Source organism: Providencia sp. 6390 (genome assembly GCF_058148425.1).
On the sequence record NZ_JBYVYL010000003.1, the window covers coordinates 299,782 to 325,474 of the forward strand.

Sequence of the window (25,693 nt, forward strand, 5' to 3'; positions counted from 1 at the left end):
GATATTTCCTTAGCGGCAATCTGCATCAATAATATAAAGCCCGTTAGTTGGCATAATGTTTTTAATATTAAAATCGACCTGACACGATTGTCCTTCACCCTCATTTTTCCAATTAATCATCACCTTTCCATCCAATTTATCAGTGACAAAATACAACGTATTAAAGTTAGAAACTAAATGATGGGTTCCATCATCTAATATTGCTTTTGCACCAACAGGGAGTTCTTGCTGATTATTGAGCTTTAATTTAAACAATAATTTATGACCTTTTTTCGCATCAAAATCCGCTAATACCAATGCACCTTTAGTTGGGATCATGTTACTTTTGATATTATTTTCAATTTCAACATCTTCAGGCAGTGTTTTGGTATCAATACTCAAACTATTTTTACGATAAGGCGAAATTCCTGGCATAATCGCTAAACCCGAAGCATTGGTTTCAATTGATTTTCCATTGACAAGACCAACACCTTGAGTATCTTTCGTCAGGATCAATGCATTAGTTTCTTGTAATGAAGATGCTAGTAATACACCATATTCCGTACCGACCACTGCACCACTAATACCGTAATTGAGTTTTTTATTATTTTCGTTATACGCATAACCTGCATTCATATTGGCAAACGTCGAACGATAAGAAGTACTCACCCCACCAGCATACCCAATACCTTGATTAGTATAGTTTTGATAAAAATCCCAACTACCTTGGCCTATTTGTCCATAATTACCGCTAATACGCGCACTATTTTGCGTCTGGTGTTGGCTATCTGTCGCTAAGCCGTAACTCATGAACATGCGATTATCATTGAAACTCAGTGGAACACTTACATTTAAACTTAAATTATAAGTATTGTTTTTACCGCTTTGATAACGGCTACCTTTGAAATACGTGTAATAAAGGCTATAACGCACTTTATCAATACTGCTACTAAAGCCCACATTGTATGACGACTGTTTTTTACCACTCGCATATTGATAAACCACTGAATTAACATTTAATGCACTCACACCATCAAATAAAGGTTGAGAGAATGATAATGTGTATTCATTTTTTAATTTATCTAGCGAGCTATTGGTCGTTTCAGTGAATGAAAAAGCATCCTCAAGACTCAGATAATCAGCATCAAAATGGCGGAAACCCGCCAAAGTAACACTAGTATCCGTCAGTGCAATACGTTTAGCATAATTAATGCGGAATGCATTACCTTGGAATGTTTGGTTATTATTCACTGTAGCTCTTGAATGGATCATATCTGTGGTTATTGCTCCAAAAGAGCCCAAATTAAATCCGCTTCCTATTGCAACCGCTTGATAGTCTTTTGCCAACAAAGTACCACCAAAAAGGGTTATGAAATCGGTTAGCCCGTAAAAAACCTCAACTTGATTAATATAACGACCATTTTTAGCGCCTCGGCTATCATACTTTCCTGTTGCAAAACTGTATTTAAATGCGCCTTTACGCTCTAAATTAGCGATTGAAGAATAAGGCACAATAAAATCATTTTCGCTGCCATCGGCTTCCTTCACGTTGACATAAAGATTTCCACCATTACCCAAAGGATAATAATCAGTAATCGCAAATGGTCCCGCAGGAATACTTTTTTGATAAATAACCTGTCCATCCTGCACAATGGTGACAACAGACTCTGAGTTTGCAATACCATTAATCGCAGGAACGTAATTATTCAGCTCATAAGGTTCCATCAGCCTATCTGTGGCGAGTTTTAATCCTTTAAATTTGAAGGAATCAAAAACTTGCGAGTTGGTGTAAAGCTCCCCGAATGTTAGCTCACTTTTAATCGCGTTAATATTACGAGAAATTGAACTACTAATACTGTTCCAATTATTTTTATTATGACCGCCATTTGCCCATGTAGAGTAATTACGTAAGCGCCATGGCCCCAAATTTATTTTAGTTTGAATATTGGCATAATAACTGTCTGTAATATGACCATCTTTATAATTATTAAATGATGAAAATGAATAATTCACAAATGCTGCAGGGATCCCATTATCCCATTGCTGTTCTTCTAACTCCCTTAAGCGTTTATCATTAATCAACGATTGAGGTAGGGTTAGTGAATAGGTTTTCGTATTGAGATCGAGATAACCTTTCGAGTATTCAATTTCATTGATATTGACACATTGATTATCAGTATCAATATCAGCGGGAAGAATAACACCAAAACTTTCCCATTCTTGCACTGTGAAACAAGGAATTAATTGCTTTTGGTCATTCTTACTTGAATCTAAGACAAATTGAATATTTCTAGAGAAAATCAAGTTGTTGTTAATAAAAAATCTAACATCATAATAACCCGGAGCAAAATCACTTTCTCTAAAAACGTCAAGATCTTCATTAGTTAATTGCTGTTCACTTCCTGAAATAGTCAATAAGCTGGGAGGGTAATAATCACCTGCAATCGCCTCAATTGAACATGATAAAAATATCGAAACCATGAATACAGGCGAAAAAATGTTTTTTCTAGATATAATAATATTCATTTTCCCTTCGCCATTTTAATTTACTGAAAATGTTGATTCCAAATTTTTACCAAAATCGTTGATATAACTTAGCGAGACTTTAGCTGGATTTTTTATTGTACTAGGTAAATCAATGACCGTATCAGACCTTGGTGCGAGATAGCTAGGTGCTGTTACCTCACTGCCATTCACTTTCAATTTTGCAATATTAATATAAAAAGGTGATGTGTTTTTAACCTTAATATTATTACCTATAGAGTGCCATTTTAATTCGACAACTGATTTATCAAAGTCTTTTTCTGTTAAAGAAGCTGGACGATGGATCAACTTAATTCTATTGGTCATTGAATAACGTAGTACATTCTCTAAGTTTTCATTACTCGGCGCGACAAATTTCACATTTAGCCAATACAAACTTTCTTGATTATTGTTTATATTCGCAACCTTAGTAATTTGTAAGGTATTTTTCTGCTCTGCTCTGAGCTTTAATAATGGTGGCGTTACAGCAAAATCAGAGGTCACTTTGCCATTAATATCTTCTATCCATGATTGAAGTAAATAATTTCTATTCTTATCCGTATTAAAAGCAACCACACCTTCATTTTTACTACTTTCAGAATAGATAACTCGCGTTGTTTCTAAACCAAATCCTGCATAGCTTGTCGACGTAAAAGCACTAATTAATATGGATGCTAGTAATATTTTTTTCATAGACATAATTTAACCTCAAGGTGGAAAGATCACGCAGATTAAATAAGCAATCCAATCTGCGTGATATTATTACTTATAAGTAATCAGATAATCTAACGTAGCATCTGCACGACCAGCCTCGACTTCATCGGCGGTGCTCACATATTTAGCAATAAAGTCAATTTCCCATTCTTTTTCTGGTGAGGTCTCATCGAATTTATATGTCTGATCAAAATTAACATAATAAGGCTGTCTAAGGTCATCGGTATCATAAATTTGAATAGCAATATTTTTAGCTACACCATCAGCACCTTCATTATCTAAAGCCAAATGTGTTTTTTCGCCATTAGCTGTTTTCCCTTTCATGGATAAAGTTACATCACCATGGCCAGGACATCCTTTTAATTTAAGATTAAATTTACCGTAATTCCCTTCTCCACCTACTTCAGTTCCTGCTTTAGTAAATTCAGTGGTTGCATAACGTCCCATATCAATATCGGCATCACGACTATCTTCATCATTGACCATGACGGTACAAGTAGAATTATAAATATATCCATGAAAAGAAAGTGTGCCTGATTGCTGATCAGCATTTGCTGATAAAGCAAACGTAGATGCCATCATTGCCATCAAAAAATTCTTAGTTGATAAAATTCGCATTTATATACCTATATAGTGTTATCGTCATTCTGCCTATTTAGATCGCAATTGATATAATTATATCGAAATAATATTCAACAACTTTATTCTCAAAAATTGCTATCAAAAATATTGCAGATAAAAATATTAATAAAACTGATTACCCACCACATGAGTAATCCGTAAAGAGAGTATATGGAAGGAATGTGATTATGAGTTTATGTAAATTTTTCAAAACGTGAATTTAACTATCCTTGATACATATTTACAGAGATAGTAACTATTTGTTTTTAAATACTTTATTTTTTTGATCTAAATCAAAAAATGATGAATTTTGCTTGTGATATTGAAAACATTTATTTATCAATCAATTACAGTTTATTGTTATTTATAACATATGTTGATTATCTCAATCTGAAAGGTATCATTTTTTTACACTTTCAGCGTGTAATTCATTAATTCCACAAACGCATTAGTCTAATTTTGATTAGTCAGTATTGGGTTATTTAGTGAAAAAACAAAAAAAGCCAAGATAAATTTAACTTTATTCATTTTGGCTTCTACAATTTATGGCAATTTTATTGGTAAATAATATCGATTGTCATAGAAGCATTTGCCGTACCTGCGGTTACTTTTTCTTCTATTTGTTTATAATATCCCCTCATTGAGATATCTATATCACTTTCTTTTTTTACTTTATCAATGATGTTATTTCGCACATTCAGCTTGAGTATAAAAAAGCCCACCTTACTGGCGGGCTAGCTATAATATAAAGAATTAAATGATATTAGCTTCTCAAACCTCTACCCTGCTCAATCAAATACCAAGTCAGCATGTAGAAAACAATTAAGAAGATCATCAGTACACCAAGTGTGACTGCAATTGATACATCTGCAATACCCAAAAAGCCATATCTGAAACCACTGATCATATAAACAATCGGGTTTAGCTTAGACACGGCTTGCCAAAATGGTGGCAATAAAGACAATGAGTAAAATACACCACCTAAATAGGTCAACGGTGTCAACACAAAGGTAGGTACGATGCTAATATCATCAAAGGTCTTAGCAAAAATAGCATTTAATAAGCCTGCTAGTGAGAAAACAATTGCGGTTAATAGCAGCGTTAGGATAACCATAATCCATGAATGCACTTGCAGAGGAATAAAAAATAATGAGACCACTGTGACCAATAAGCCAACTAAAATACCTCTAGCAACGCCTCCCCCAACAAAACCCGCAATAATCACATGTGTTGGTACAGGTGCTACCAGCAGCTCTTCAATATTTTTTTGGAATTTAGAGCCAAAGAATGAAGAACAGACATTCGAATAAGAGTTTGTGATGACGGCCATCATGATCAAACCCGGCACAATAAATTGCATATAATCAACACCGCCCATCTCACCAATTCGCGAACCAATTAGGTTACCAAAAATGACAAAATAGAGCGACATCGTGATCACAGGCGGTAATAGCGTTTGTACCCAAATTCGAGCAAAACGTGTGATCTCTTTAATCCAAATCGTTTTTAGTGCGACCCAATACAGAGAAATCATTTAGCTTCCTCCATATGAACAACACCGTTCTCTCTTTTCACTAAACTTACAAACAACTCTTCTAAACGGTTAGCTTTATTACGCATACTGACAATTTCAATTCCTTGCTCATTCAGTTGGCTAAATACACCATTTAGCCCTTGCTCTCTCTTAACATCGACTTCTAAGGTCGAAGTATCAATTAAGCGTGTTTCATACCCCTTCAATTCAGGAATAGGACTTTTTGCACCAAGATCAAAGATAAAGGTTTCAGATTCCAATTGGCTCAATAATTGTTTCATACTGGTATTTTCAACTAATTCGCCATGTTGAATGATCCCAATATTACGACACAACATTTCAGCCTCTTCGAGATAGTGAGTGGTTAAAATAATCGTAGTGCCTTGTGCATTTAGCTTTTTCAAAAAGCTCCACATTGAGCGACGTAGCTCAATATCAACGCCCGCAGTTGGTTCATCCAAAATTAATAATTTAGGTTCGTGCATCAAAGCGCGTGCGATCATCAATCGACGCTTCATCCCGCCGGATAGGTTACGCGCACGCTCGTCACGCTTTTCCCATAAATCGAGTTGAGTGAGATAGGTGTGCGCTCTTTGATGAGCCAGCGCACGTGGAACACCATAATAGCCCGCTTGATTGAGGACTATCTGTAAAACTGTCTCAAATGGGTTAAAGTTGAATTCTTGTGGAACTAGACCTAATTGCTGTTTGGCTTGAACCACTTGTTTGTCTAAATCATAACCAAAAACTTTCACTGACCCGCTGGTTTTATTGACCAGAGAGCTAATAATCCCTATCGTTGTAGACTTACCTGCGCCGTTAGGGCCAAGTAATGCATAAAAGTCACCATCTTCTACGCTTAGATCAATTCCTCGCAACGCTTTCACACCACCTGAATAGGTTTTGGTCAATTGCGATAACTCAAGTGCGTAAGTCATATGTAAAAAACACCTTTATTCTTGGGGTCGTAATACTCTAAATAATTCGGGGTGCAGGTAGTTGAGCGCAGTCAACACCCCTGCAACTTGAAGTATGACGAGTATAGTAGCAATATAATGATCCTACTATGATGCCACTTTTTTACGAATATCGTTATGCAGAAAAGAGAAAATAGGTATATGCTATTTAATTCATATAGTTAACCATACCAATATGCTATGGCAATAATAAAATGAGCATCGTAGAGTGTAATAATTAATGCAACAAACTATTAATTAAGAAATACTGTATGAGATTTTAACGTAAAGTAACATAACTAGGCTATACGTCATGATGAGAAAAATTGAAGAGCTGTTCGCTAATAATGAAGCATGGTCAGCTTCAGTAAAAGAAGAAAATCCTGAATTTTTTAAAGAGTTATCTAAGGCACAGAAACCTCGCTTCCTATGGATAGGTTGTTCAGACAGCCGAGTCCCTGCCGAAAAATTAATCAATGCTGCCCCTGGCGATCTCTTCGTTCACCGCAACGTTGCAAACCTTGTTATCCACACAGACTTAAACTGTTTATCAGTGATCCAATATGCTGTCGATGTCCTACAAGTCGAACACATTATTATCTGTGGTCACTATGGCTGTGGTGGTATTGAAGCCGCCGTTGATAATACGGAACTTGGTCTCATTAATAACTGGCTACTACACATCCGTGATATTTGGTATAGACATAGCTCCATGCTTGGTGAGCTGAAGCCTTGCGAGCGCTTAGATCGTCTATGTGAGTTAAACGTGGTTGAACAAGTGTATAACCTTGGGCACTCAACCATTATGCAATCGGCTTGGAAACGTGGACAGAAAGTGATGATCCACGGTTGGGTTTACGGTATCAATAATGGTCGCTTACATGACCTGCATACCACCGCAGATAGCAGAGAAAAGCTAGAACTGTGTTATCGTGAAGCCATTGCAAAACTGACAAATAAGAAATAAAAAAGCAAAGGCTGCTCTGATCAGCAGCCTTTATTATTTAAAATATATCGCTCTTTTAATACTTACTCTTCAATCAAAGTCACATGACCAATATAGGGCAGATGGCGATACTGTTGTGCATAGTCAATACCGTAGCCAACCACAAATTTGTCTTCGATTGAATAACCAATCCACTCTACTGGTACATCAACTTCACGGCGTGATGGTTTATCCAGTAATGTACAAATCGCTACAGATTTAGGCCCACGCAGTTCAAAAATTTCACGAACCTTGTTTAAGGTGTTCCCTGAATCAATAATATCTTCAACAATCAACACATGTTTGTCACGAATGTCTTCGTCTAAGTCTTTGACAATTTTAACATCGCGGCTTGAATTCATTGCATTACCGTAGCTTGAAACGGTCATGAAATCGACTTCGTGAGGAACCTCAATTTTACGGCACAGATCAGCCATAAAAATAAAAGAGCCTTTTAATAGGCCAACTAAAACCAGCTCACCATCAACGTTTTTATAGTGTTCACTGATTTTTTCTGCGAGTTCACCAACACGCTGGCTCAACGCTTCTTCAGAGATCATCACTTCGAGAGTATGTTTCAATTTACCAATACCTATTTGTTTTAACGCCAAAAACTCATATCACCTACCACGACTTACCTTAAATAAAGACGGTGTGTAAGAAAAAATGAGAACATAATTTGAGGAGTATACCAGAACTCACGATTCGCGAAAAAGAGCTGAGACTGATTTTTACCCGCTGAAAGTATGTCCTCAGTTTTATCTACTCATCCAAAGAGCGAAGGTGATCGTTCTTATTCAAGGTTAACAGAGCCAATAGGCTGATCAATGCTGTCGCCATGACATACCATGCTGGAATATCAAGATTCCCCGTTTGTTTGATTAACCCTGTAATAATAAGACCCGCACATCCTGAAAACACCGCATTGGACAATGAGTAAGCCAATCCCAGTCCCGTATAACGAACTTTGGTTGGGAACATTTCAGCCAACATCGCAGGGCCAGGACCGGCAAGTAATCCCACAATTCCACCCGCAATAAACACGACTACTGCTTTTATTAATAGGGTCGATGATTCACTTTGTAATATCTTCAGAAGTGGTAAAGAGAATATCAACAACAAAATGGTTGCTAGCACCATTATATTGCGTCGCCCTATTTTATCACTGAGCATCCCTGCAGGAAGAATAGTCACAGCGAAACCAACATTAGAAATCACAGCAATCAATAATGCCGTATTGAAATCGGTATGCAGTGACGATTGAAGATAGGTTGGCATGATCACCAAATAGGCATATCCTGCAGCAGACCAAGCCATTAATCGGCCAATACCAATAAAAATAGCTTTGAAAATATCGACTTTAGCTGCGCTAGCCTCTGTTTTTGCTTTCTGTTGCGCAGACACAAAACTGGGTGTTTCATCCATACCATATCGCAACCACAACGCCAAAATACCCATTGGAAACGCTAACCAGAAAGGGATCCGCCATCCCCATTCATGTAAGCTCTCAGTGCTCATTAGAAAAGACAACAAAGAGACGACACCGACACCCGCTAACAACCCAAGAGCAACAGTAAATGATTGCCAAGCCCCAAACAATCCTCTTTTCCCTTTCGGCGCAGATTCCGTCATTAATGAAACAGCACCACCATACTCACCACCAGCAAATAAACCTTGGAAAATCCTTAATAAAGTAATGATGATGGGAGCGGCAATGCCAATGGTTGCATAGGTGGGTATAAAACCAATCGCGGTAGTCACTAATGTCATCATGACTAAAACAAATATCAATGTCGGCTTACGGCCTAACTTATCCCCTATTCGCCCAAATATCAGTGCCCCCAAAGGCCTGAAAAAGAAAGCGATGGCAAATGAAGCATAGGTTAAGAGGATCGCAGTAACCTGTGAATCCCCCGGATGGCTAAAAAAGTTTTGAGCGATAATAGTCGCGAGGAAGCCATAGATAGCAAACTCATACCACTCAATAAAATTACCGACCGAACCTGCAAGTAAAGCACGCTTGTGACCAGATGAATTGATGACCGCTTCATTTGAATTTTGCATATTATTGACCCAGATAGTTATTGTAATTATTAAACAAAGTATAGATGCTGAATCAAATTAAATGATCACAAAAGCCATCAAGAGATAAGATGATATCTCCTGATGGTTTATCAAAAGCAAGTTAGCGTGTTTTAACTGACGGTAAAGCCCATCATCATACCGGTATCTTCATGCTCTAATAGATGGCAATGCGCCATGTACGGATGTTGCTGAGTGGCAGGATGTTTGAATTCAACTAATATTTCACTCACTTGGCCTTCAACTTTGACAATATCTTTCCAGCCTTGTCGATGAGGCTCTACAGCACGACCGTTTTCTTTTAAGATACGGAATCGTGTACCATGAACATGGAATGGATGCAGCATCATATCGCCACGACCGGAAACAACCCACAGCTCTTGTTGATTGATTGGAGCATCAAATGCCGCTTCTGTCATAGAGAATGCTTGGCCATTGATCGTATTTGCATTGTGAATATCTAATTCACCACTGCCCGTTCCACAATGATTACCACCGCCCATATTACCCATGTTGCCTTGGCGCATATGACTTTGATTCATACCACCATGTTCCATCATGCCGTTGTTTCCACCATTTGACATCATATGGCCATTCATCATCCCTCCATGCCCAGCCATGTTCCCCATTGCTTGATCACCATAGCGTTCACGTAACATCATCATGCCTTGCATATCTAAACGCATATCCATCATCAAATGAAAACGGCGACGAGTTAAACCCGCAAATGAAGGAATGGCTGAAATAACCGCCAATTGATCAGGCAGTTTTCCTACGCCTGTACTCATGGTCGTTTCAATACGTAAAACAGGTAACGGTTGGTTAAATGGCGCGATCGTCATGCCCATTTGATTCACTGGCAATGTGACTAAATCAAAAGCTTGCCCATCCGTTGCATCAATCAAAACTTCGAAACGTTCACCCATTAAGATAGGCAGCTCAGTAACGGCAATTGGCTCGGCTAATAGCCCTCCATCACTTGCTACGACATACATTTTTCGTCCATCACTGGTTGAAATATTGAGGCTACGTGCGTTACAGCCATTGAGTAGCCTTAAACGCAACCAACCTTTTGGCGCAACATGTTTTGGAAATACTGCGCCATTAGTTAGCATCAAGTCACCAAACCAGCCCACAGCGGCGCTCATTACATCTAATTGATAATCAATTTGCCCATCATCCTTAAGGCGCTTATCTTGTAATATGACTGGGATATCATTTATTCCCCAATCACTTGGTAAACCATGTTTATTACTTTCATCATCTTTGATAATGACTAAACCAGCCAGCCCCATTGCAACTTGATAGCCAGTTTTTCCATGTGTATGAGGATGGAACCAACAAGTTGCTTCAGGCTGATTGATGGTAAAATTTACCTGACGGCTAGCTCCTGAAGCGATAATCGCCTGTGGTCCACCATCTTGTTCGCCTGATATTTCAAGGCCATGCCAATGTACTGTTGTTTCATCTGGAAGTTGGTTAGCGATATTAATACTAACGCTTTGCCCATTTTTCAGACTAAGTGCAGGGCCAAGCAGATCACCGTTATATCCCCATGTAGTGGTTTTTTTGCCTGGAACAAACTGTGATACACCTTGTTTAATGGCTAATTGAATATTACCTTGAGCATCAGGTTCGATCAGAGGTGGGATAGCAAGGGCGGGGAAATTTTCCGCGGCGACCGCAATACGGCTCCACATAGGCAGTGCACTGGCTGCATAAGCGAGAGCACTTAACTTAATGAAATCACGGCGTAACATTGATAACCTTCCTTTTTATTTATCAAATCAATAAGATGGTTAAACCAATAGCTTTGCTTGGGATTACCGTTTAGAGGCAAAATATGGTTTAATATCATAAAATGATAAAGCCTCCCCTTACAGGAAGGTCAAGGAGACCACATAGTTATTATGGGTATATTACATAGATTTAAGAAAAATATACTTGACTAACAATTCTATTATTATGCTAACGTTACTTGACATAAAAAACAGATAGAATATTGAATGCGCAAATTTACCGTAATTTTTTACATCATTACTCTGTTAGGGATAACACATTCTGCCAGAGCGTTAAGCCCCAATGAAGCTGAAGATCTCGCCGATCTGACGGCGGTTTTTATTTATTTAAAGTATGACTGTGGTTATACACAAATCCCCGATCGGGAAATTGAACGTGCCATTGTTTACTTTGCTCGTAGTAACAAATGGGATCTCGGTGATTATGATTCACACAAAATGACCCAGTTAAATAAAGAAAGCTACAATGACCTCAAGGGGATCCCTCTTTCTCAAGAGTTTAAATGCCAATCCTTGGCTCGCGACTCACTCGGTTTGTTCGCTTACGTCAAATAAATTTACTCCCCCTAATCAGGGGAGCTACTATTTTTCTTTCTCGCTCGCCGCTCCTGCCAAAACATCGCTATCGATGGGATGCTTTGAATGATCACCATTCTGATTATGTGATTCGACATGACGAAACCAGCATCAAGATTCATGGTGATGGCAGCAAATGTCATTGCTTCCATACTGCCTGGCGCCCATGCAAGTAACAATACAGGGATCGGATAACCTGTTATCCATGAAGCAAATACCGTAATCAGTAAGGTTAGAAAGATATTGATAATCACCACTTGTGCTGATGAGTAGATATTTTTGATCAGTGATGCAAGCGGGAACACAATAAAATGGTTACCAATATTCATCCCTATCAATACCATACTGAGCTCAGTGATCAGAACAGGGAAGTTAAGTTGTATATCAAGCCAGCTCTGAATTAAGGTTGCGGCACCTAAAGAAGTCAACATAAAAGGTGCAGGAACATGCATTCTTTGCAAAACAAGCCCTAACCCCAACCCTGTTAATACAATAACTAACAACCAAAACGACGATTGCCATGTTAAAGAAGGCAGAACAAGGAGAGGTTGAGGGTCTCCATCGCTACCAACTACAATACCTGCCAATAAAATAAGGATAATCAAGCGAATGGTATGTGAAATCACAATTTTTTGCGGTGGTGTATGAGTATGATCAGTTAAAGCCAATATCGCCGCCATCGCACCGGGAACAGAGCCTAACATGGCTTCTTGTTTTGTCCAGCCGACTTTTCGATGAAACCAAAAGTAACTAAATGAAAACTGTACCGCGAGGCAGACGACTAGCATCACTAATAACAAAAACAGGTTTTCAGCTTGACCAATCGAGACTTGGTTAAACATCAATCCGACAGAAGTACCGAGTGATATTTGTACAAATGTGAGGGTATGTTTGGGGACGGCGAATTGGATTTTAAAGCGGTTAAACACAATGACGGCGATGATTGGACCAAACATCAGAGCGAGGGGTACGCCTAGGTGTGTCATTGTCCCACCAATTAAGGCACAAATAACAATACCCAGCCCCATCTTCAATAATCTTATCATCACACAACCTTATTACTACAAGAGCACTCAATGCTTCGATTTATACATTATGGTAATAGTATCGTTTAACGTTATTCGATTCATTAAATTATTGATGCGGTAATAATCAATAGATGCTTTATTCATAACCACCCACTATATAGGAAACGCTGATGACACTACGTATTACAACTTCCCCCTCTGAAGTCGAAATCGAACATATCTATCAGTCGTTAGTTACCTATAATTTACAGTTTTTCAGTGAGGAAATTCATATGCCTATTGCTGTTTTTTATGAGCAAGAAGGCAAAATATTAGGCGGTATCACGGGTTCTAAACTTGGTAATTGGCTTAGGATCAAACACCTTTGGATTGATGAGTTGCTCCGCAAACAAGGTATTGGGACACAATTGATCCAAGCTATGGAAGATAAGGCTAAACAGTTAGGCGCAAAATATGCTGAAGTCGATACCTTCAGTTTTCAAGCCAAACCATTTTATGAAAAGCAAGGCTATCAAATCATTTCAACGCTAATTGAGTACCCTATCGAGCATGAAAAATATTATTTTATGAAAGAATTATAAGGTTCTTAACAAAAAACGATAGCACCCCTACCGTTCTTTGTGGATATACGAGGTGCAGCTAGGCGACAAGTGAATGAGTCGCTAGGAGCCTACATAAGTAGGTAACTAGTGCGAGTGAGCGTAGTCACTTATACCTTAACGAAAAGCGCTGCAACTTGAAGTATGACGAGTATATACTCTAAATAATTCGAGGTGCAGCTAGGCGACAAGTGAACGAGTCGCTGGGAGCCTACATAAGTAGGTGACTAGTGCGAGTGAACGTAGTCAACAACGCTGCAACTTGAAGTATGACGAGTATAGTTATAACGCGTTTTTATCTGCAATAGCTTGGTTAATAATGGCTTTTGCCATCCATTGAGTTAACTCAATCACTTCACTATCATTTTGCTTCCAAATATCTTTTAAGACTAAAAAGATTTCAGAACCGTAAATTACTGAAAAAGCTTTAATCACTTTATCAATCAGTTCAGCAGGATATTCCCCTTTCATTGGTGCGGTGACCATGGCTAAAATATCTTTACGGTTCCCTCTCTCAAGACGCTTTTCTTTCGGATCTAAGTTTAATGAACGCCCTTCGGCCCACTGTTGCAGTGAAACTTGCAAAGCCGCTCTTAATGCCCCTTCATGTTCAAACATGCGAGGTAAAGCAAAGGCTAGCAATTCTTTAATTCGTTCTTCTGTTTTTTCGCTCTGTGGCCGCCATGTCAAAATAGGACCAAGACTTGCATTAACCGTTGCGGCGATCAAATCACTTTGAGTTGGAAAATAGCGATAAGCTGTCGCCCTTGATACTCCTGCATCAATCGCAAGTTCAGAAACCGATGGCATACCACCTTTTTCAAACAGTTCTAATGCGGTATTAACTAATAAAATATAAGTACGCTTTCTTGTCCCTTTATATTCATTACTAGTGTTTATTAATGACATCGTTCCCTCCTCCTTAAAACGTTTTTTGTTACGACAGCGACTTACTCATCATGGCATTTTGCGGTCATTGCGGCTACTGCTTATTGAGCAATCTTGAGAACTTATCATTTGGATTGCAAAAACATGACTTTTTTTAAAAAAATCAAAACAGTGAAAAATAAAAATACTATTATTTATCAAAAAATTATTATTATTTAAATTAGGTCATATTGATAAAATCAAAAAATGAGACTGTAATCTCATTTTACATTTAACACAAATGATACTATAGTCTCATTCAGATGAGAAATTAAACATCTACCTAACCTATATTCTAAATAATTCAAGGTGCAGGTAGGCGACAAACGAAGTATAGGCGAGGAGCATAGATGAACACGATGACTCGGCTAGCTAAGTGTAGTCACCATACCTTAATAAAAGCCCTCCACACTGAAGTATGGTGAGTATATAAGGATTTTCCGATGAAACAGCATCAAGGATACATCTACATAGCATCAACGTTAGACACTAAGAGTGACGAATTATTCTATGTCTGCGACTTGATTAAAGCGGCAGGTTTGTCTGTTCGCACGGTCGATCTAACGACACAGCCAAAACAACTCAACAGAGATGCTGATATTAGTGCACAAACTGTTGCTGCCTACCACCCTGCGGGCATTGAAGCTGTATTCTGTGGCGATCGAGGAAAAGCAATTGAAGCAATGTCACACGCTTTTAGTCTTTACCTTACAGCTCAAACTGATGTTGCGGCAATATTAGGTTTAGGTGGCTCTGGTGGTACTGCATTGATCACCCCTGCAATGCAAGCCCTGCCCGTTGGTATCCCAAAACTTATGGTTTCAACCATGGCGTCAGGTGATATCTCAGGCTATATCGGAGCCAGTGACATTTCCATGATGTACTCCGTCACGGATGTTTCTGGGTTAAATATTATTTCTCGTAAAGTTCTCAAAAATGCAGCAAACCAAATCGCAGGGGCTGTCTATTTTAATCGTGAAGATGACATAGCAGAAACATTAAAACCTGCGATTGCACTAACTATGTTTGGTGTCACTACCCCTTGTGTTCAGCAATTAACTGAGCGTCTTGAATCACAATATGATTGTTTAGTATTCCACGCTACAGGTAGCGGCGGCAAAGCAATGGAAAAGTTGATCGATAGTCACTTATTGCACTCAGTGCTGGATATCACCACGACTGAAGTTTGTGACTATCTATTTGGCGGTGTTTTAGCCTGCGATGAAGATCGTTTTGGGGCAATCGCGAGAACCCAAACACCTTGTGTGCTTTCTTGTGGCGCACTCGATATGGTGAATTTTGGCCGCCCATCAACGGTGCCAGAGCAATATCGTGATCGGTTGTTTTATAACCATAACGCACAGGTCACCTTAATGAGAACCACCAAAGAAGAAAATCAAATCATGGGCCGTTGGATAGCCGACAAACTTAACCGCTGCGAAGGTGAAGTGCGTTTTATTGTTCCAACTGCCGGTTTCTCTGCATTAGATATCGAAGGTGCTCAATTTTGGGATCCACAAGCGGATCAGGCATTTATCGATGCATTAACTGAAAATCTTATAACAACAGAAAAACGCAAACTTATTTTGAGCCCTTATCACATCAACTCAATTGAGTTTTGCGAACAAGTCATTAATTTACATCAGGAAATTTTGAACAACTTATAGAGGTTCATCAATGAAACATAATCGCGAAAGCTTACTGAATAAATTCAGAGGGATGATCGCTCGGGGCGAACCCATCATCGGTGGTGGAGCTGGTACTGGCTTATCAGCAAAATGTGAAGAAGCTGGCGGCATTGATCTGATCGTGATTTATAACTCAGGTCGTTACCGCATGGCCGGTCGCGGTTCGCTGGCAGGCTTACTGGCTTATGGTAACGCCAACGAAATCGTGATGGATATGGCAAAAGAAGTCCTTCCTGTCGTTAAACACACCCCCGTACTCGCGGGTGTTAACGGCACCGATCCTTTCTGCCAATTTGATCGCTTCCTTGATGAGATCAAAGCAACTGGATTTGCAGGGATACAGAACTTCCCGACCGTTGGCCTGATCGACGGTAATTTCCGTGCAAACCTCGAAGAAACCGGTATGGGTTACGGATTAGAAGTTGACATGATCCGCTTAGCACATGAAAAAGACTTACTCACGACGCCATATGTGTTTAGCCGTGAAGATGCTATCGCGATGACAGAAGCAGGCGCTGATATTATTGTTCCACATATGGGATTGACCACCGGTGGCAATATTGGTGCAGAAACCGCGTTAACACTTAAAGACTGTGTCCCATTAATTAATGATTGGGCAAAAGCAGCGAAAGCAGTGCGTGATGATGTCATCGTGTTATGCCATGGTGGCCCAATTGCCACCCCAGAAGATGCTGAATATATCTTAGCAAATTGCCCTGAGTGCCATGGTTTTTATGGTGCAAGTTCAATGGAGCGTTTGCCAACAGAAGTCGCACTGACCGCAACAACAGAAAAATTTAAATCAATAAAACGTTAATATTTTAGCCAACACCAGGGCCCCTATCCAAAGCACCTATTATTAGGTGCTTTTATTTTTATTGCTTCTCCCACTTCCATCGTTGCGTTTTTTTACTTAATACTTTAAACAGTAATGGCAGTGCAACTGGTAAGCCAAAATACAAAACCCCAAAAGCAAAAGCGACATGCGGCTTTTCAGGAAACTCGCCGCCTGAAGGGATTAAATTATAATAATCAATCGAGTGTAGGTAGTCTGGAGTCAAACCACCATATGGCACTAGCCAAGACAGGATCACAACCAAAAAGATACAAAACATAAAGTTTACGACCATCAACGCCGAATACCCCATATTTTCTTTGCGCTCTTCATCTGTTCGGCTACTTAATCCATAGATCATGCGGTTCAATACTGTGAAGCTATATAAATAGAGGATCAGCGGCGAATCTCCTAATACTGCCGCATTAATGGCGAAAGCAAATAAACCATATAGCAATGCAAAGACTATTAGCACTTTGATATTACTAGTGATCGACATAAAAACGCCCGAGTGCACTAAAATAAATTCAAAGATTAAAATCAAGGTTAAATTATAAATCAGTGCAACATCATAATATTCAGGGAAAAACCAAACAGAAAGAATAAACCCGACATAAAATAACGAGAACCCCATGCTGATCATTTTTGATAACACTCGCAGTGCGCTAAAAGCATGTTTGCTTTCTACCACCATATTGGCGGGTTTATTGCTGGCAGAGAAAAAGGGTTTGTTATCGGTATTATTTTTTTTGTTTGGGCTTTTAGCCATGTTATACACTCAATGAAATACTGCGATTAAAAACGTAAGCGGCATGAATGCATTAATAACAATCATGCCATCCAGCAATTACACTAACTTAGCAATCAAACTATCTAGATCGCCTTGTAAAAAATTAACTGGTGGAATTTCAATCACAGTATAAGCACCTGACGCCTGTTTCATCGATGCTCTTGCAGCAGAAACCATAAATTGTGATGTCAGTGCTGGGTTATTAATGCGCATTGAATATTCAAATAGTTGATTATGCGTAGCGCCTGAGACGCCTTTATGAGTCATATGCACACCATGACCAACGTCTTTTAGTGCATCAACACTATCAACTTGACGAATATGTGTCTCATCAGAAGAGAAATAACTATCCGCTTTTATCGCTTTTGCGACATGATCAAAATTCGCACCTGTATCTAACTCAATATAGACCATACGGCGATGAACCCCAGTGCCTAGTGGGATTGTCACTGATAATGCATCTTTTACACCGGCAATCGCTTTAGCCGCCACACTGTGCCCCATACTCATTCCTGGACCAAAGTTGGTAAATGTGACGCCCTTCGGTGCCATTGCTAACATTAACGTACGTAGAATTGAATCGGACCCCGGATCCCATCCAGCAGAAACAACTGCAACACTATTATGCTGAGTGGCGACGTTATTTAAGCGCTTTTTTAATGCCACAATATCTGAGTGTACATCAAAGCTATCGACTGTGTTGATGCCAAGGCTGAGGATGTTTTCGGCTAAATCGCCAATTGCACGTGTTGGGGAACACAGTAATGCCACATCAACCTTACCCAGCTTTTCAATATCATCAACGACTGTGTATCCCATTAGCTCAGTTGGGATATCTTCAATATGACGACGCACCACGCCAACCAGTTCAAAATCTTCCGCAGCCAGTACCGCTTCGAGTGCATAACGGCCGATATTACCGTACCCCACTATGGCGGCTTTAATTTTTGTCATTGTCACTCCTTTACCGTTCTGATGTTGTTTTTTTGTATTGATATCAGTCGTTATCAATCAGGTTAAATTAGCAGAATCATCAAAATTAAACAAAAGATTAACTTACCAGTAAATAAGAGGATTTAAACTCTGTCATCTGAGGTGAAATACGGGTAGAATCAGCCGGCTTTTCTGACTCATATAGTTTTATCCATATAACGTTACTCATATTATTTTGAAGGTTCTCAATGCATCAATCTGATGTCACTGAGAGATCACTCTTTTCTCTCAGTTGGCCTATATTTATTGATATTTTTCTTCATTTGGCCACATTACTTATCAATACCTACATGGTTAGCCATGTTTCAACGGCCTACCTCGCTGCAATGGGGGTGGGAAATCAGGTATTTGATCTTTTCATCACCATCTTTAACTTTATCAGTGTCGGTTGCAGTGTTGTTATCGCTCAATATTTAGGTGCCGGCCGCCGAGAAAAGGCCAGCCAGGCTATCCATATTTCAATTGCCTTTAACTTCTTGTTAGGCTTTTCAAGCGCCCTGATCGCCCTATTTTTTGGTTATAAAATTCTTAGTATTATGAATACACCATCACACCTAATGGATGATGGTTATGCGTATTTACATATTCTCGGAATTTGTTTGATCCCTGAAGCTATCTCAATCATTCTTGCCGCTTGCTTACGTGTTTATGGTAAAGCTCAACCTGCAATGTGGGTAACTTTGATTGCTAACGTCATCACCGTATTCGGTAACATGATTGTGCTATATGGCTTCTTTGGGCTACCGCAATATGGCCTAGAAGGTGTCGCTTGGTCAACGGTAGTCGGTCGTGTCGTTGCAGTCATTTTACTGTTCTGCCTGCTCTTTTATGGGCTGCGGATTAAATTTGTTCCAAGCTTATTAATTCGCTGGTCACGTAATATGTTAGGCAAAATCCTGCATATTGGTTTGCCTTCCGCAGGTGAAAACTTAGTGTGGATCCTACACTTTATGACCGCTTCTGCATTTATCGGTTTAATGGGTGAAACCTCTCTCGCGGCGCAAACTCTCTACTTCCAGCTATCTCTATTTATTATGCTATTTGGTATTTCAATTAGTATTGGTAATGAGATTATGGTAGGTCACCTTGTTGGGGCAAAACGCTTTGAAGATGCCTATCGTCGTGGTGTGAAAAGCTTAAAAATGGGCTTTTATGTCACGATTGGCGTGGTATTTTTCTTTTGGCTATTCCGTGACCCGATCCTCGAAAGCCTGACTGAAGACCAAAGCATCGTTCATGTATTATTGCCTCTGTTCTTATTATCCGTCTTCTTAGAGCCGGGTAGAACAATTAACATTGTGATGGTTAACGCACTTAGAGCATCAGGCGATGCCCGTTTCCCGCTATGCACAGCCATTATCTTTATGTGGGGTGTTGCTATTCCATTAGGCTATTTCCTTGGTATCAAAATGGAAATGGGTCTGCTCGGCATCTGGATCGGTTTCTTTGCAGATGAGTGGCTACGTGGATTGACCAATGCATGGCGCTGGCGCTCCCGTAAGTGGCAAAATAAACGATTAGATCTAGAAAATTAATCGTTCCACTCTGAAGTCCTGCCTAGTTATTAGGCAGGATTTTCGTGACAGAAGTCAAAGTTAAAAATTTTTTCTTATTTATTCATTTTTTATAGCAAATTTTTCTACTACTCTCTTTTTTCCTTTCTAACATAATGAAAACTTTCTCCTAATTTTTATTTAAAATATCCCTATTAAATTAAAGTTCTTTAAGGGTGCTCACTATGCAAGTTCAAGCTCAATTCCCCCTATGGCAATACTTTATTAATGCAGTCAAACAAGAAGTAAAGCCTGCATTGGGCTGTACTGAACCTATCTCTCTCGCTTTAGCCGCAGCGAAAGCCGCAGCTTGTGTGGGTGGCGAAGTGACTCGCGTCAACGCGTTTGTTTCACCTAATCTAATGAAAAATGGTATGGGTGTTACCGTTCCGGGTACAGGTATGGTTGGATTACCTATTGCCGCCGCACTCGGTGCTATCGGTGGAGATGCCGAAGCAGGCCTTGAAGTGCTAAAATCAGCGTCAGCATCGGCAATTAAACTAAGCAAAGAAATGCTCGCTCAAGGTTTGATTACTGTTGATATCAAACACCCGTGCGATGACGTGGTGTATTCAGAAGCCACTGTTTTTACAACACAAGGGTCAGCTATCGTTATTATTGCTGGCTCCCATACTCATGTTGTGAAAGTGATAAAAAATGGTGATGTCATTTTTGATCTCACCCAAAAAGAACATGCTGAAGATTTACCTATCGATTGTGCCACTGATGTTATGCTTCCCCCAATTACCGCTAAGGCAGTTTATCAATTCGCAACGCAAGCACCTTTTGACGATATTCGTTTTATCTTAGAGGCGGCACAGTTGAATGACGCCTTATCACAAGAGGGCCTACGCAATGTCTACGGGTTGCATATCGGCAAAACACTGCAAACACAACGTGACCGTGGTTTACTATCAAAAGATTTGTTATCAGAAATTATGATCCGAACCTCTGCCGCATCCGATGCGCGCATGGGCGGGGCAGTTCTACCTGCAATGAGTAACTCAGGCTCAGGTAACCAAGGGATCGCCGCAACCATGCCTGTGGTGGTCACCGCAGATTATTTGCAGTCCACTGAAGAACAGCTTGCAAGAGCGTTGATGCTGTCACATTTAATGGCTATCTATATTCATAATCAACTACCCGCACTTTCTGCGCTGTGTGCAGCTACCACTGCAGCGATGGGAGCAGCTGCTGGTATCGCGTGGTTACTTGAGTCTCGTTATGAAGTCGTAGCAATGGCTATCAGTAGTATGATCGGTGATGTCAGTGGCATGATCTGCGATGGCGCATCCAATAGTTGTGCAATGAAAGTATCAACTAGCGCTAGCGCCGCTTATAAAGCGGTATTAATGGCGCTTGATAATAGCTGTGTTCGAGGCTCAGATGGCATTGTTTCCGATGATGTTGACCAGTCAATTAGCAATTTATGTTCTTTAGCAGCAGGCTCGATGCGCCATACAGATGTACAAATTATTGAAATAATGGCTGCGAAAGCGCGATAATCTTTTTAATTTTTAATGTTTCATTACAGGCAATTGTTCAACTACAATTGCCTGAGGTTGTTGACGAAGCGGGATAAAAGCGTGGTTTTTCCCGCTCCGTGTTATCAGCCGAAAATCAATAATTTGATTTTCCTCGTTGATTTCAAAAACCTTAACGACCGCAAACAAACAAAATGCGTTTGTCAGCAGTCTGAGGCAATTGTTCAACTGCAATTGCCTGTTTTTTTAAATATCAATTAATATGTAACTGCGCAAATTTTTCACGAATTTGCTCTTCAGGTAAATTAACACCAATAAACACTAACACACTATGGCGTGGTTCATTTTCTTGCCAATCACGATCCCAATCTGCACTGTACAGCCGCTGTACACCTTGAAACAACAAACGCTTAGGTTCATCTTTAATTGACAGAATACCTTTGTAACGTAATAAATTATCAGCAAAACTTAGGAGCAACTCCTCCATCACTTGCGATACCGCCATCAACTCAACAGGGTAATCAAATTCAACCACGATCGAGCCAACTTCATTGGACTGCTTTGGGGTAAAACGGAATGTTGGTTGCGTCACTTTTAATTGTGAATCTAACAAAAAACCTTGAACATTAAATAATAAATCAAGATCAATATTGCCATGAATAACTGGATAAATAGGTGCTCGTGCATTAATACGCTGTAGGCGCTCAATCAAAGCGTCATGATCCGACTGAATATCAGTTTTAGTCAACAAAATACGATCTGCGTAACCAACCTGAGCTTGTGCAATAGCAAAATCATTTAATTGCTTATCAGCATGTACGGCATCCACTAGGGTAATAATGCCATCTAATAAGAAACGTTCACAAAGTACTTCATGTGAGAAAAAAGTTTGTGTGATTGGCCCCGGATCAGCCATACCTGTACATTCAATAACCAGACGGTCAAAATTGATATTGCCGCTATCTAAACCATCAATCAAATCTAACAACGCATTTTCTAGCTCGTTTGAACGACTACAACAAATACAACCGTTACTCAACGTCGTAATTTGTGTCGCACGATCACCAATTAATGCATTATCAATTGGCACTTCGCCAAATTCATTTTCAATCACCGCAATTTTATGGCCGTGCTGCGCTTGCAAGATATGACGCAATAGCGTAGTTTTGCCCGCACCGAGAAAACCCGTCAAGATGGTTACTGAGATCGGTTTCATATCGCCCTCTTACATTATCAGTTAACAACAGCGGAATCCGCCTTTTCCACTTCCACCATAACGCGCGTCTTGGCGTTCACGAAAAAACTCTTTATAAGTCATCACAGGTTTATCTGGATGATTATCTTTCATATGCTGTACATAGGTATCATAGTCTGGAATACCCACTAACATACGAGCAGCCTGTCCAAGGTATTTACCCGTTTTACCTAAATTTCCAAACATTATTTTACTCCAAGACAAATGCCCTGCATCGCATCAATAGCTACGCAGGGCACTGTTTTATAAATCTAGACTAAAGATTAGTGTGATGATGTTTTCACACCCTCTTTAGGGACTGGCACATAAGGTGTTTCTGCATCAGTACGATTTGGGTTTTTGTATGCTTTCATTGCTGTTCTAATACCATAGAAAATAATACCGTAGACAACAACTAGGAACAGAATACTTAGACCCGCATTAGTATAGTTATTGATAATAATGTGATTCATGTCAGTGATTTGTTGTGCCGTTAAATCAGCACCACCCGCTGCAATTTTCTCTTTGTAAGATTTCGCCAGATAGAGGAAACCTTCAAGTTGTGGGTTATCACTAAACAGTTTTAGACCTAGTGCCCAAGTGGTACAAATCAACAACCAAACCGCTGGCAACACAGTCACATAAATATACTTGCTGCGCTTCATCTTAATTAATACAACTGTACTCAGTACCAACGCAACGGCAGCTAACATTTGGTTCGAGATACCAAACAGAGGCCACAGGCTCTTCACACCACCTAATGGGTCAACAACACCTTGATATAGTAAATAACCCCATAGACCCACACAGCCTGCCGTACCGATGATACCCGCTAGCAGCGAATCCGTTTTTTTGAGAACAGGAACAAAGTTACCTAACAAATCTTGTAACATAAAGCGGCCTGAACGCGTTCCCGCATCCAATGCAGTTAAGATAAATAATGCTTCGAATAGAATACCGAAGTGATACCAGAAGCCCATATTCGCCGCAGGTATGATTTCATGGAAAACATAAGCAATACCAACAGCTAGGGTTGGAGCACCACCTGCACGGTTTAATACTGAAGGTTCACCAATATCTTTCGCCGTTTGCATAATTTGCTCAGGCGAAATCACGAAGCCCCATGAACTGACTGTTGCCGCTGCATGAGCAGAAACATCTTTCAGCTGTGCCATGATCGCAGCGCCATCAGGGCCACCCAACTCATGCAGGTTTGGCATAGTGATACCCAAAGCCGCAGGCGGTGTATTCATCGCAAAATAGAGACCCGGCTCAATAATTGAGGCGGCGACTAATGCCATGATCGCAACAAACGATTCCATTAACATCGCGCCATAACCGATATAACGCGCATCTTTTTCATTCGCTAATAGCTTAGGTGTTGTTCCCGATGCAATCAACGCATGGAACCCTGATACCGCACCACAAGCAATAGTAATAAATAAGAATGGGAACAGCGTACCTTTCCAGACAGGACCTGTACCATCAACAAACTGAGTGACCGCAGGCATTTTAAGTTCTGGGTTTAAGATCACAATACCAACTGCTAAACCAACAATAACGCCGATTTTTAGGAAGGTCGCCAGATAATCGCGTGGCGCCAAAATTAGCCAAACAGGCAATAAAGCAGAAATAAAGGCGTAGCCGACTAACACATAGGTGATCGTGGTATCTTTAAAGGTCAGCGCTGGACCCCAATACGGGTCATGAGCGATCACACCACCAAACCAGATAGATAAGATCAGCAGTACGATACCAATAACAGAGACTTCACCGACGCGCCCCGGCCGTAGATAGCGCATATATATCCCCATAAATAGCGCGATCGGCACAGTAGAACAAACGGTAAATACCCCCCATGGACTTTCTGCCAATGCTTTAACCACGATCAGTGCAAGCACCGCTAGAATGATGATCATAATCAGGAAACAGCCAAAAAGCGCGATAGTTCCAGGGATCGGCCCTAGCTCTTCTTTAACGATTTCACCCAACGATGCACCATTACGGCGTGAAGAGATAAACAACACCATAAAGTCTTGCACGGCACCCGCCAGTACAACACCCGCTAACAACCATAGAGTACCCGGTAAGTAACCGACTTGAGCGGCTAAAACCGGTCCAACGAGTGGCCCAGCCCCTGCGATTGCGGCAAAATGGTGACCAAACAAAACATTTTTATTTGTCGGTACATAGTTTAAGCCATCATTATTAATTACCGCAGGTGTTGCACGCGTTTCATCAAGCTGCATCACTTTTTTCGCGATATATAAACTATAGTAACGATAAGCAATAAGATAGACCGCTACAGATGCAACCACGATCCATAGCGCACTAATATGTTCCCCACGTCTAAGTGCAACCACACCTAAACAAACCGCACCGATGATACCCAGTATCATCCACGGAATGTGCTTTAAAATACCATTTTTGTTCATAGAACACCCTTCTGAGGTAAAACGAACTTTCTTATGTTTTGAATTAAATAACAGATTGATTTTTTTGTTGTTATTCAATGCTAAGCGAGTCTTTTTTCGTCATAACATGACTTACTGAGCTCAACTCATAACTTGAGCACTGCCATGGTGTCTATGTTACGAAATATCAATTTGCGAATGTCTAAAGTAAGGGTGAGCGGTTACATATAAAATTAAGCGGTCAGTTTTTCACTGCGAATGGTTTTATCGGAAGAAGAAGAACATGAGAAGTGTGATTAACTTAACAATAATGATGCATTATCAATAAGTTAATCATATTAAATAAAATGATGACAATAAAGCTAATTGTTAATGAAAT

22 protein-coding genes are annotated in these 25,693 nt (G+C 39.9%); 7 read left to right on the plus strand and 15 right to left on the minus strand.

The annotated features are described in order from the left end of the window. Positions 1-9: 9 nt before the first annotated feature. The 5 genes from AC3Z9T_RS08730 to AC3Z9T_RS08750 all read right to left on the minus strand — a co-directional run bounded on the left by AC3Z9T_RS08730 (position 10) and on the right by AC3Z9T_RS08750 (position 6,309). Entirely contained in the window at positions 10-2,505 is a 2,496-nt protein-coding gene (locus AC3Z9T_RS08730; RefSeq protein WP_490125800.1) for a fimbria/pilus outer membrane usher protein, read from the minus strand. A gap of 15 nt (positions 2,506-2,520) precedes the next feature. Further along, on the minus strand, positions 2,521-3,201 hold the full coding sequence (locus tag AC3Z9T_RS08735) for a fimbrial biogenesis chaperone (RefSeq protein ID WP_490125801.1): 681 nt from the start codon (positions 3,199-3,201) through the stop codon (positions 2,521-2,523). A 63-nt stretch (positions 3,202-3,264) separates the two neighbouring features. Then, complete coding sequence (locus tag AC3Z9T_RS08740; protein WP_490125802.1) at positions 3,265-3,834, minus strand: fimbrial protein; 570 nt, start codon at positions 3,832-3,834, stop codon at positions 3,265-3,267. Positions 3,835-4,600: 766 nt separating this feature from the next. After that, positions 4,601-5,371 (minus strand): ABC transporter permease, encoded by a 771-nt coding sequence (locus AC3Z9T_RS08745; protein ID WP_490125803.1) that lies wholly within the window; start codon positions 5,369-5,371, stop codon positions 4,601-4,603. Next, positions 5,368-6,309 (minus strand): ABC transporter ATP-binding protein, encoded by a 942-nt coding sequence (locus AC3Z9T_RS08750; RefSeq protein ID WP_490125804.1) that lies wholly within the window; start codon positions 6,307-6,309, stop codon positions 5,368-5,370. Before AC3Z9T_RS08750 ends, AC3Z9T_RS08745 begins: the two co-directional genes overlap by 4 nt. 331 nt (positions 6,310-6,640) lie before the next feature. Between AC3Z9T_RS08750 and can the strand changes: the two genes are divergently transcribed. Next, on the plus strand, positions 6,641-7,294 hold the full coding sequence (gene can, locus AC3Z9T_RS08755) for a carbonate dehydratase (protein WP_490125805.1): 654 nt from the start codon (positions 6,641-6,643) through the stop codon (positions 7,292-7,294). A 62-nt stretch (positions 7,295-7,356) separates the two neighbouring features. On the opposite strand, the gene hpt is transcribed toward can, so the two are convergent. The 3 genes from hpt to cueO form a co-directional block, all read right to left on the minus strand. Further along, on the minus strand, positions 7,357-7,893 hold the full coding sequence (hpt, locus tag AC3Z9T_RS08760) for a hypoxanthine phosphoribosyltransferase (RefSeq protein ID WP_490125913.1): 537 nt from the start codon (positions 7,891-7,893) through the stop codon (positions 7,357-7,359). Positions 7,894-8,074: 181 nt separating this feature from the next. Continuing rightward, the gene (locus AC3Z9T_RS08765; protein ID WP_490125806.1) at positions 8,075-9,376 is read right to left on the minus strand and encodes an MFS transporter; all 1,302 of its coding nucleotides are present in this window, start codon (positions 9,374-9,376) and stop codon (positions 8,075-8,077) included. Positions 9,377-9,507: 131 nt separating this feature from the next. Then, a complete protein-coding gene (cueO, locus tag AC3Z9T_RS08770) occupies positions 9,508-11,154 on the minus strand; it encodes a multicopper oxidase CueO (RefSeq protein ID WP_490125807.1) in 1,647 nt (548 codons plus the stop codon). A gap of 246 nt (positions 11,155-11,400) precedes the next feature. On the opposite strand from cueO, the gene AC3Z9T_RS08775 reads away from it, so the two are divergent. Then, positions 11,401-11,748 (plus strand): YacC family pilotin-like protein, encoded by a 348-nt coding sequence (locus tag AC3Z9T_RS08775; protein WP_490125808.1) that lies wholly within the window; start codon positions 11,401-11,403, stop codon positions 11,746-11,748. An 11-nt stretch (positions 11,749-11,759) separates the two neighbouring features. Here the strand turns inward: AC3Z9T_RS08775 and AC3Z9T_RS08780 are convergent, their stop codons facing one another. After that, positions 11,760-12,815, minus strand: coding sequence for an AbrB family transcriptional regulator (locus tag AC3Z9T_RS08780; RefSeq protein WP_490125809.1), 1,056 nt, complete (start codon positions 12,813-12,815; stop codon positions 11,760-11,762). Between the two features lie 152 nt (positions 12,816-12,967). On the opposite strand from AC3Z9T_RS08780, the gene AC3Z9T_RS08785 reads away from it, so the two are divergent. Then, positions 12,968-13,378 (plus strand): GNAT family N-acetyltransferase, encoded by a 411-nt coding sequence (locus AC3Z9T_RS08785; protein WP_490125810.1) that lies wholly within the window; start codon positions 12,968-12,970, stop codon positions 13,376-13,378. Positions 13,379-13,678: 300 nt separating this feature from the next. On the opposite strand, the gene AC3Z9T_RS08790 is transcribed toward AC3Z9T_RS08785, so the two are convergent. Continuing rightward, positions 13,679-14,305: a TetR/AcrR family transcriptional regulator gene (locus AC3Z9T_RS08790; protein ID WP_490125811.1), complete on the minus strand. Its 627-nt coding sequence runs from the start codon at positions 14,303-14,305 to the stop codon at positions 13,679-13,681. Between the two features lie 461 nt (positions 14,306-14,766). Here AC3Z9T_RS08790 and AC3Z9T_RS08795 point away from each other — a divergent pair, with 461 nt between their 5' ends. Together AC3Z9T_RS08795 and AC3Z9T_RS08800 are read left to right on the plus strand one after the other, a co-directional pair. Further along, the gene (locus tag AC3Z9T_RS08795) at positions 14,767-15,990 is read left to right on the plus strand and encodes a Tm-1-like ATP-binding domain-containing protein (protein WP_490125812.1); all 1,224 of its coding nucleotides are present in this window, start codon (positions 14,767-14,769) and stop codon (positions 15,988-15,990) included. Between the two features lie 10 nt (positions 15,991-16,000). Next, complete coding sequence (locus AC3Z9T_RS08800; protein WP_490125813.1) at positions 16,001-16,828, plus strand: phosphoenolpyruvate hydrolase family protein; 828 nt, start codon at positions 16,001-16,003, stop codon at positions 16,826-16,828. A gap of 58 nt (positions 16,829-16,886) precedes the next feature. Here AC3Z9T_RS08800 and AC3Z9T_RS08805 read toward each other — a convergent pair whose 3' ends face one another. Further along, positions 16,887-17,615, minus strand: a complete 729-nt coding sequence (locus tag AC3Z9T_RS08805; protein ID WP_490125814.1) for a hypothetical protein — start codon at positions 17,613-17,615, stop codon at positions 16,887-16,889. A gap of 78 nt (positions 17,616-17,693) precedes the next feature. Continuing rightward, a complete protein-coding gene (locus AC3Z9T_RS08810) occupies positions 17,694-18,590 on the minus strand; it encodes a diaminopimelate dehydrogenase (protein ID WP_490125815.1) in 897 nt (298 codons plus the stop codon). Between the two features lie 227 nt (positions 18,591-18,817). Between AC3Z9T_RS08810 and AC3Z9T_RS08815 the strand changes: the two genes are divergently transcribed. Next, positions 18,818-20,164: an MATE family efflux transporter gene (locus AC3Z9T_RS08815; RefSeq protein ID WP_490125816.1), complete on the plus strand. Its 1,347-nt coding sequence runs from the start codon at positions 18,818-18,820 to the stop codon at positions 20,162-20,164. Between the two features lie 203 nt (positions 20,165-20,367). After that, positions 20,368-21,687 (plus strand): L-cysteine desulfidase family protein, encoded by a 1,320-nt coding sequence (locus tag AC3Z9T_RS08820; protein WP_490125817.1) that lies wholly within the window; start codon positions 20,368-20,370, stop codon positions 21,685-21,687. Between the two features lie 232 nt (positions 21,688-21,919). Here the strand turns inward: AC3Z9T_RS08820 and yjiA are convergent, their stop codons facing one another. From yjiA to AC3Z9T_RS08835, 3 genes are all read right to left on the minus strand, one after another. Next, positions 21,920-22,882, minus strand: a complete 963-nt coding sequence (yjiA, locus tag AC3Z9T_RS08825; protein WP_490125818.1) for a GTPase — start codon at positions 22,880-22,882, stop codon at positions 21,920-21,922. A gap of 21 nt (positions 22,883-22,903) precedes the next feature. After that, a complete protein-coding gene (locus AC3Z9T_RS08830; RefSeq protein WP_036955629.1) occupies positions 22,904-23,107 on the minus strand; it encodes a YbdD/YjiX family protein in 204 nt (67 codons plus the stop codon). Positions 23,108-23,184: 77 nt separating this feature from the next. Next, positions 23,185-25,335, minus strand: a complete 2,151-nt coding sequence (locus tag AC3Z9T_RS08835; protein ID WP_490125819.1) for a carbon starvation CstA family protein — start codon at positions 25,333-25,335, stop codon at positions 23,185-23,187. Between the last annotated feature and the right edge of the window lie 358 nt (positions 25,336-25,693).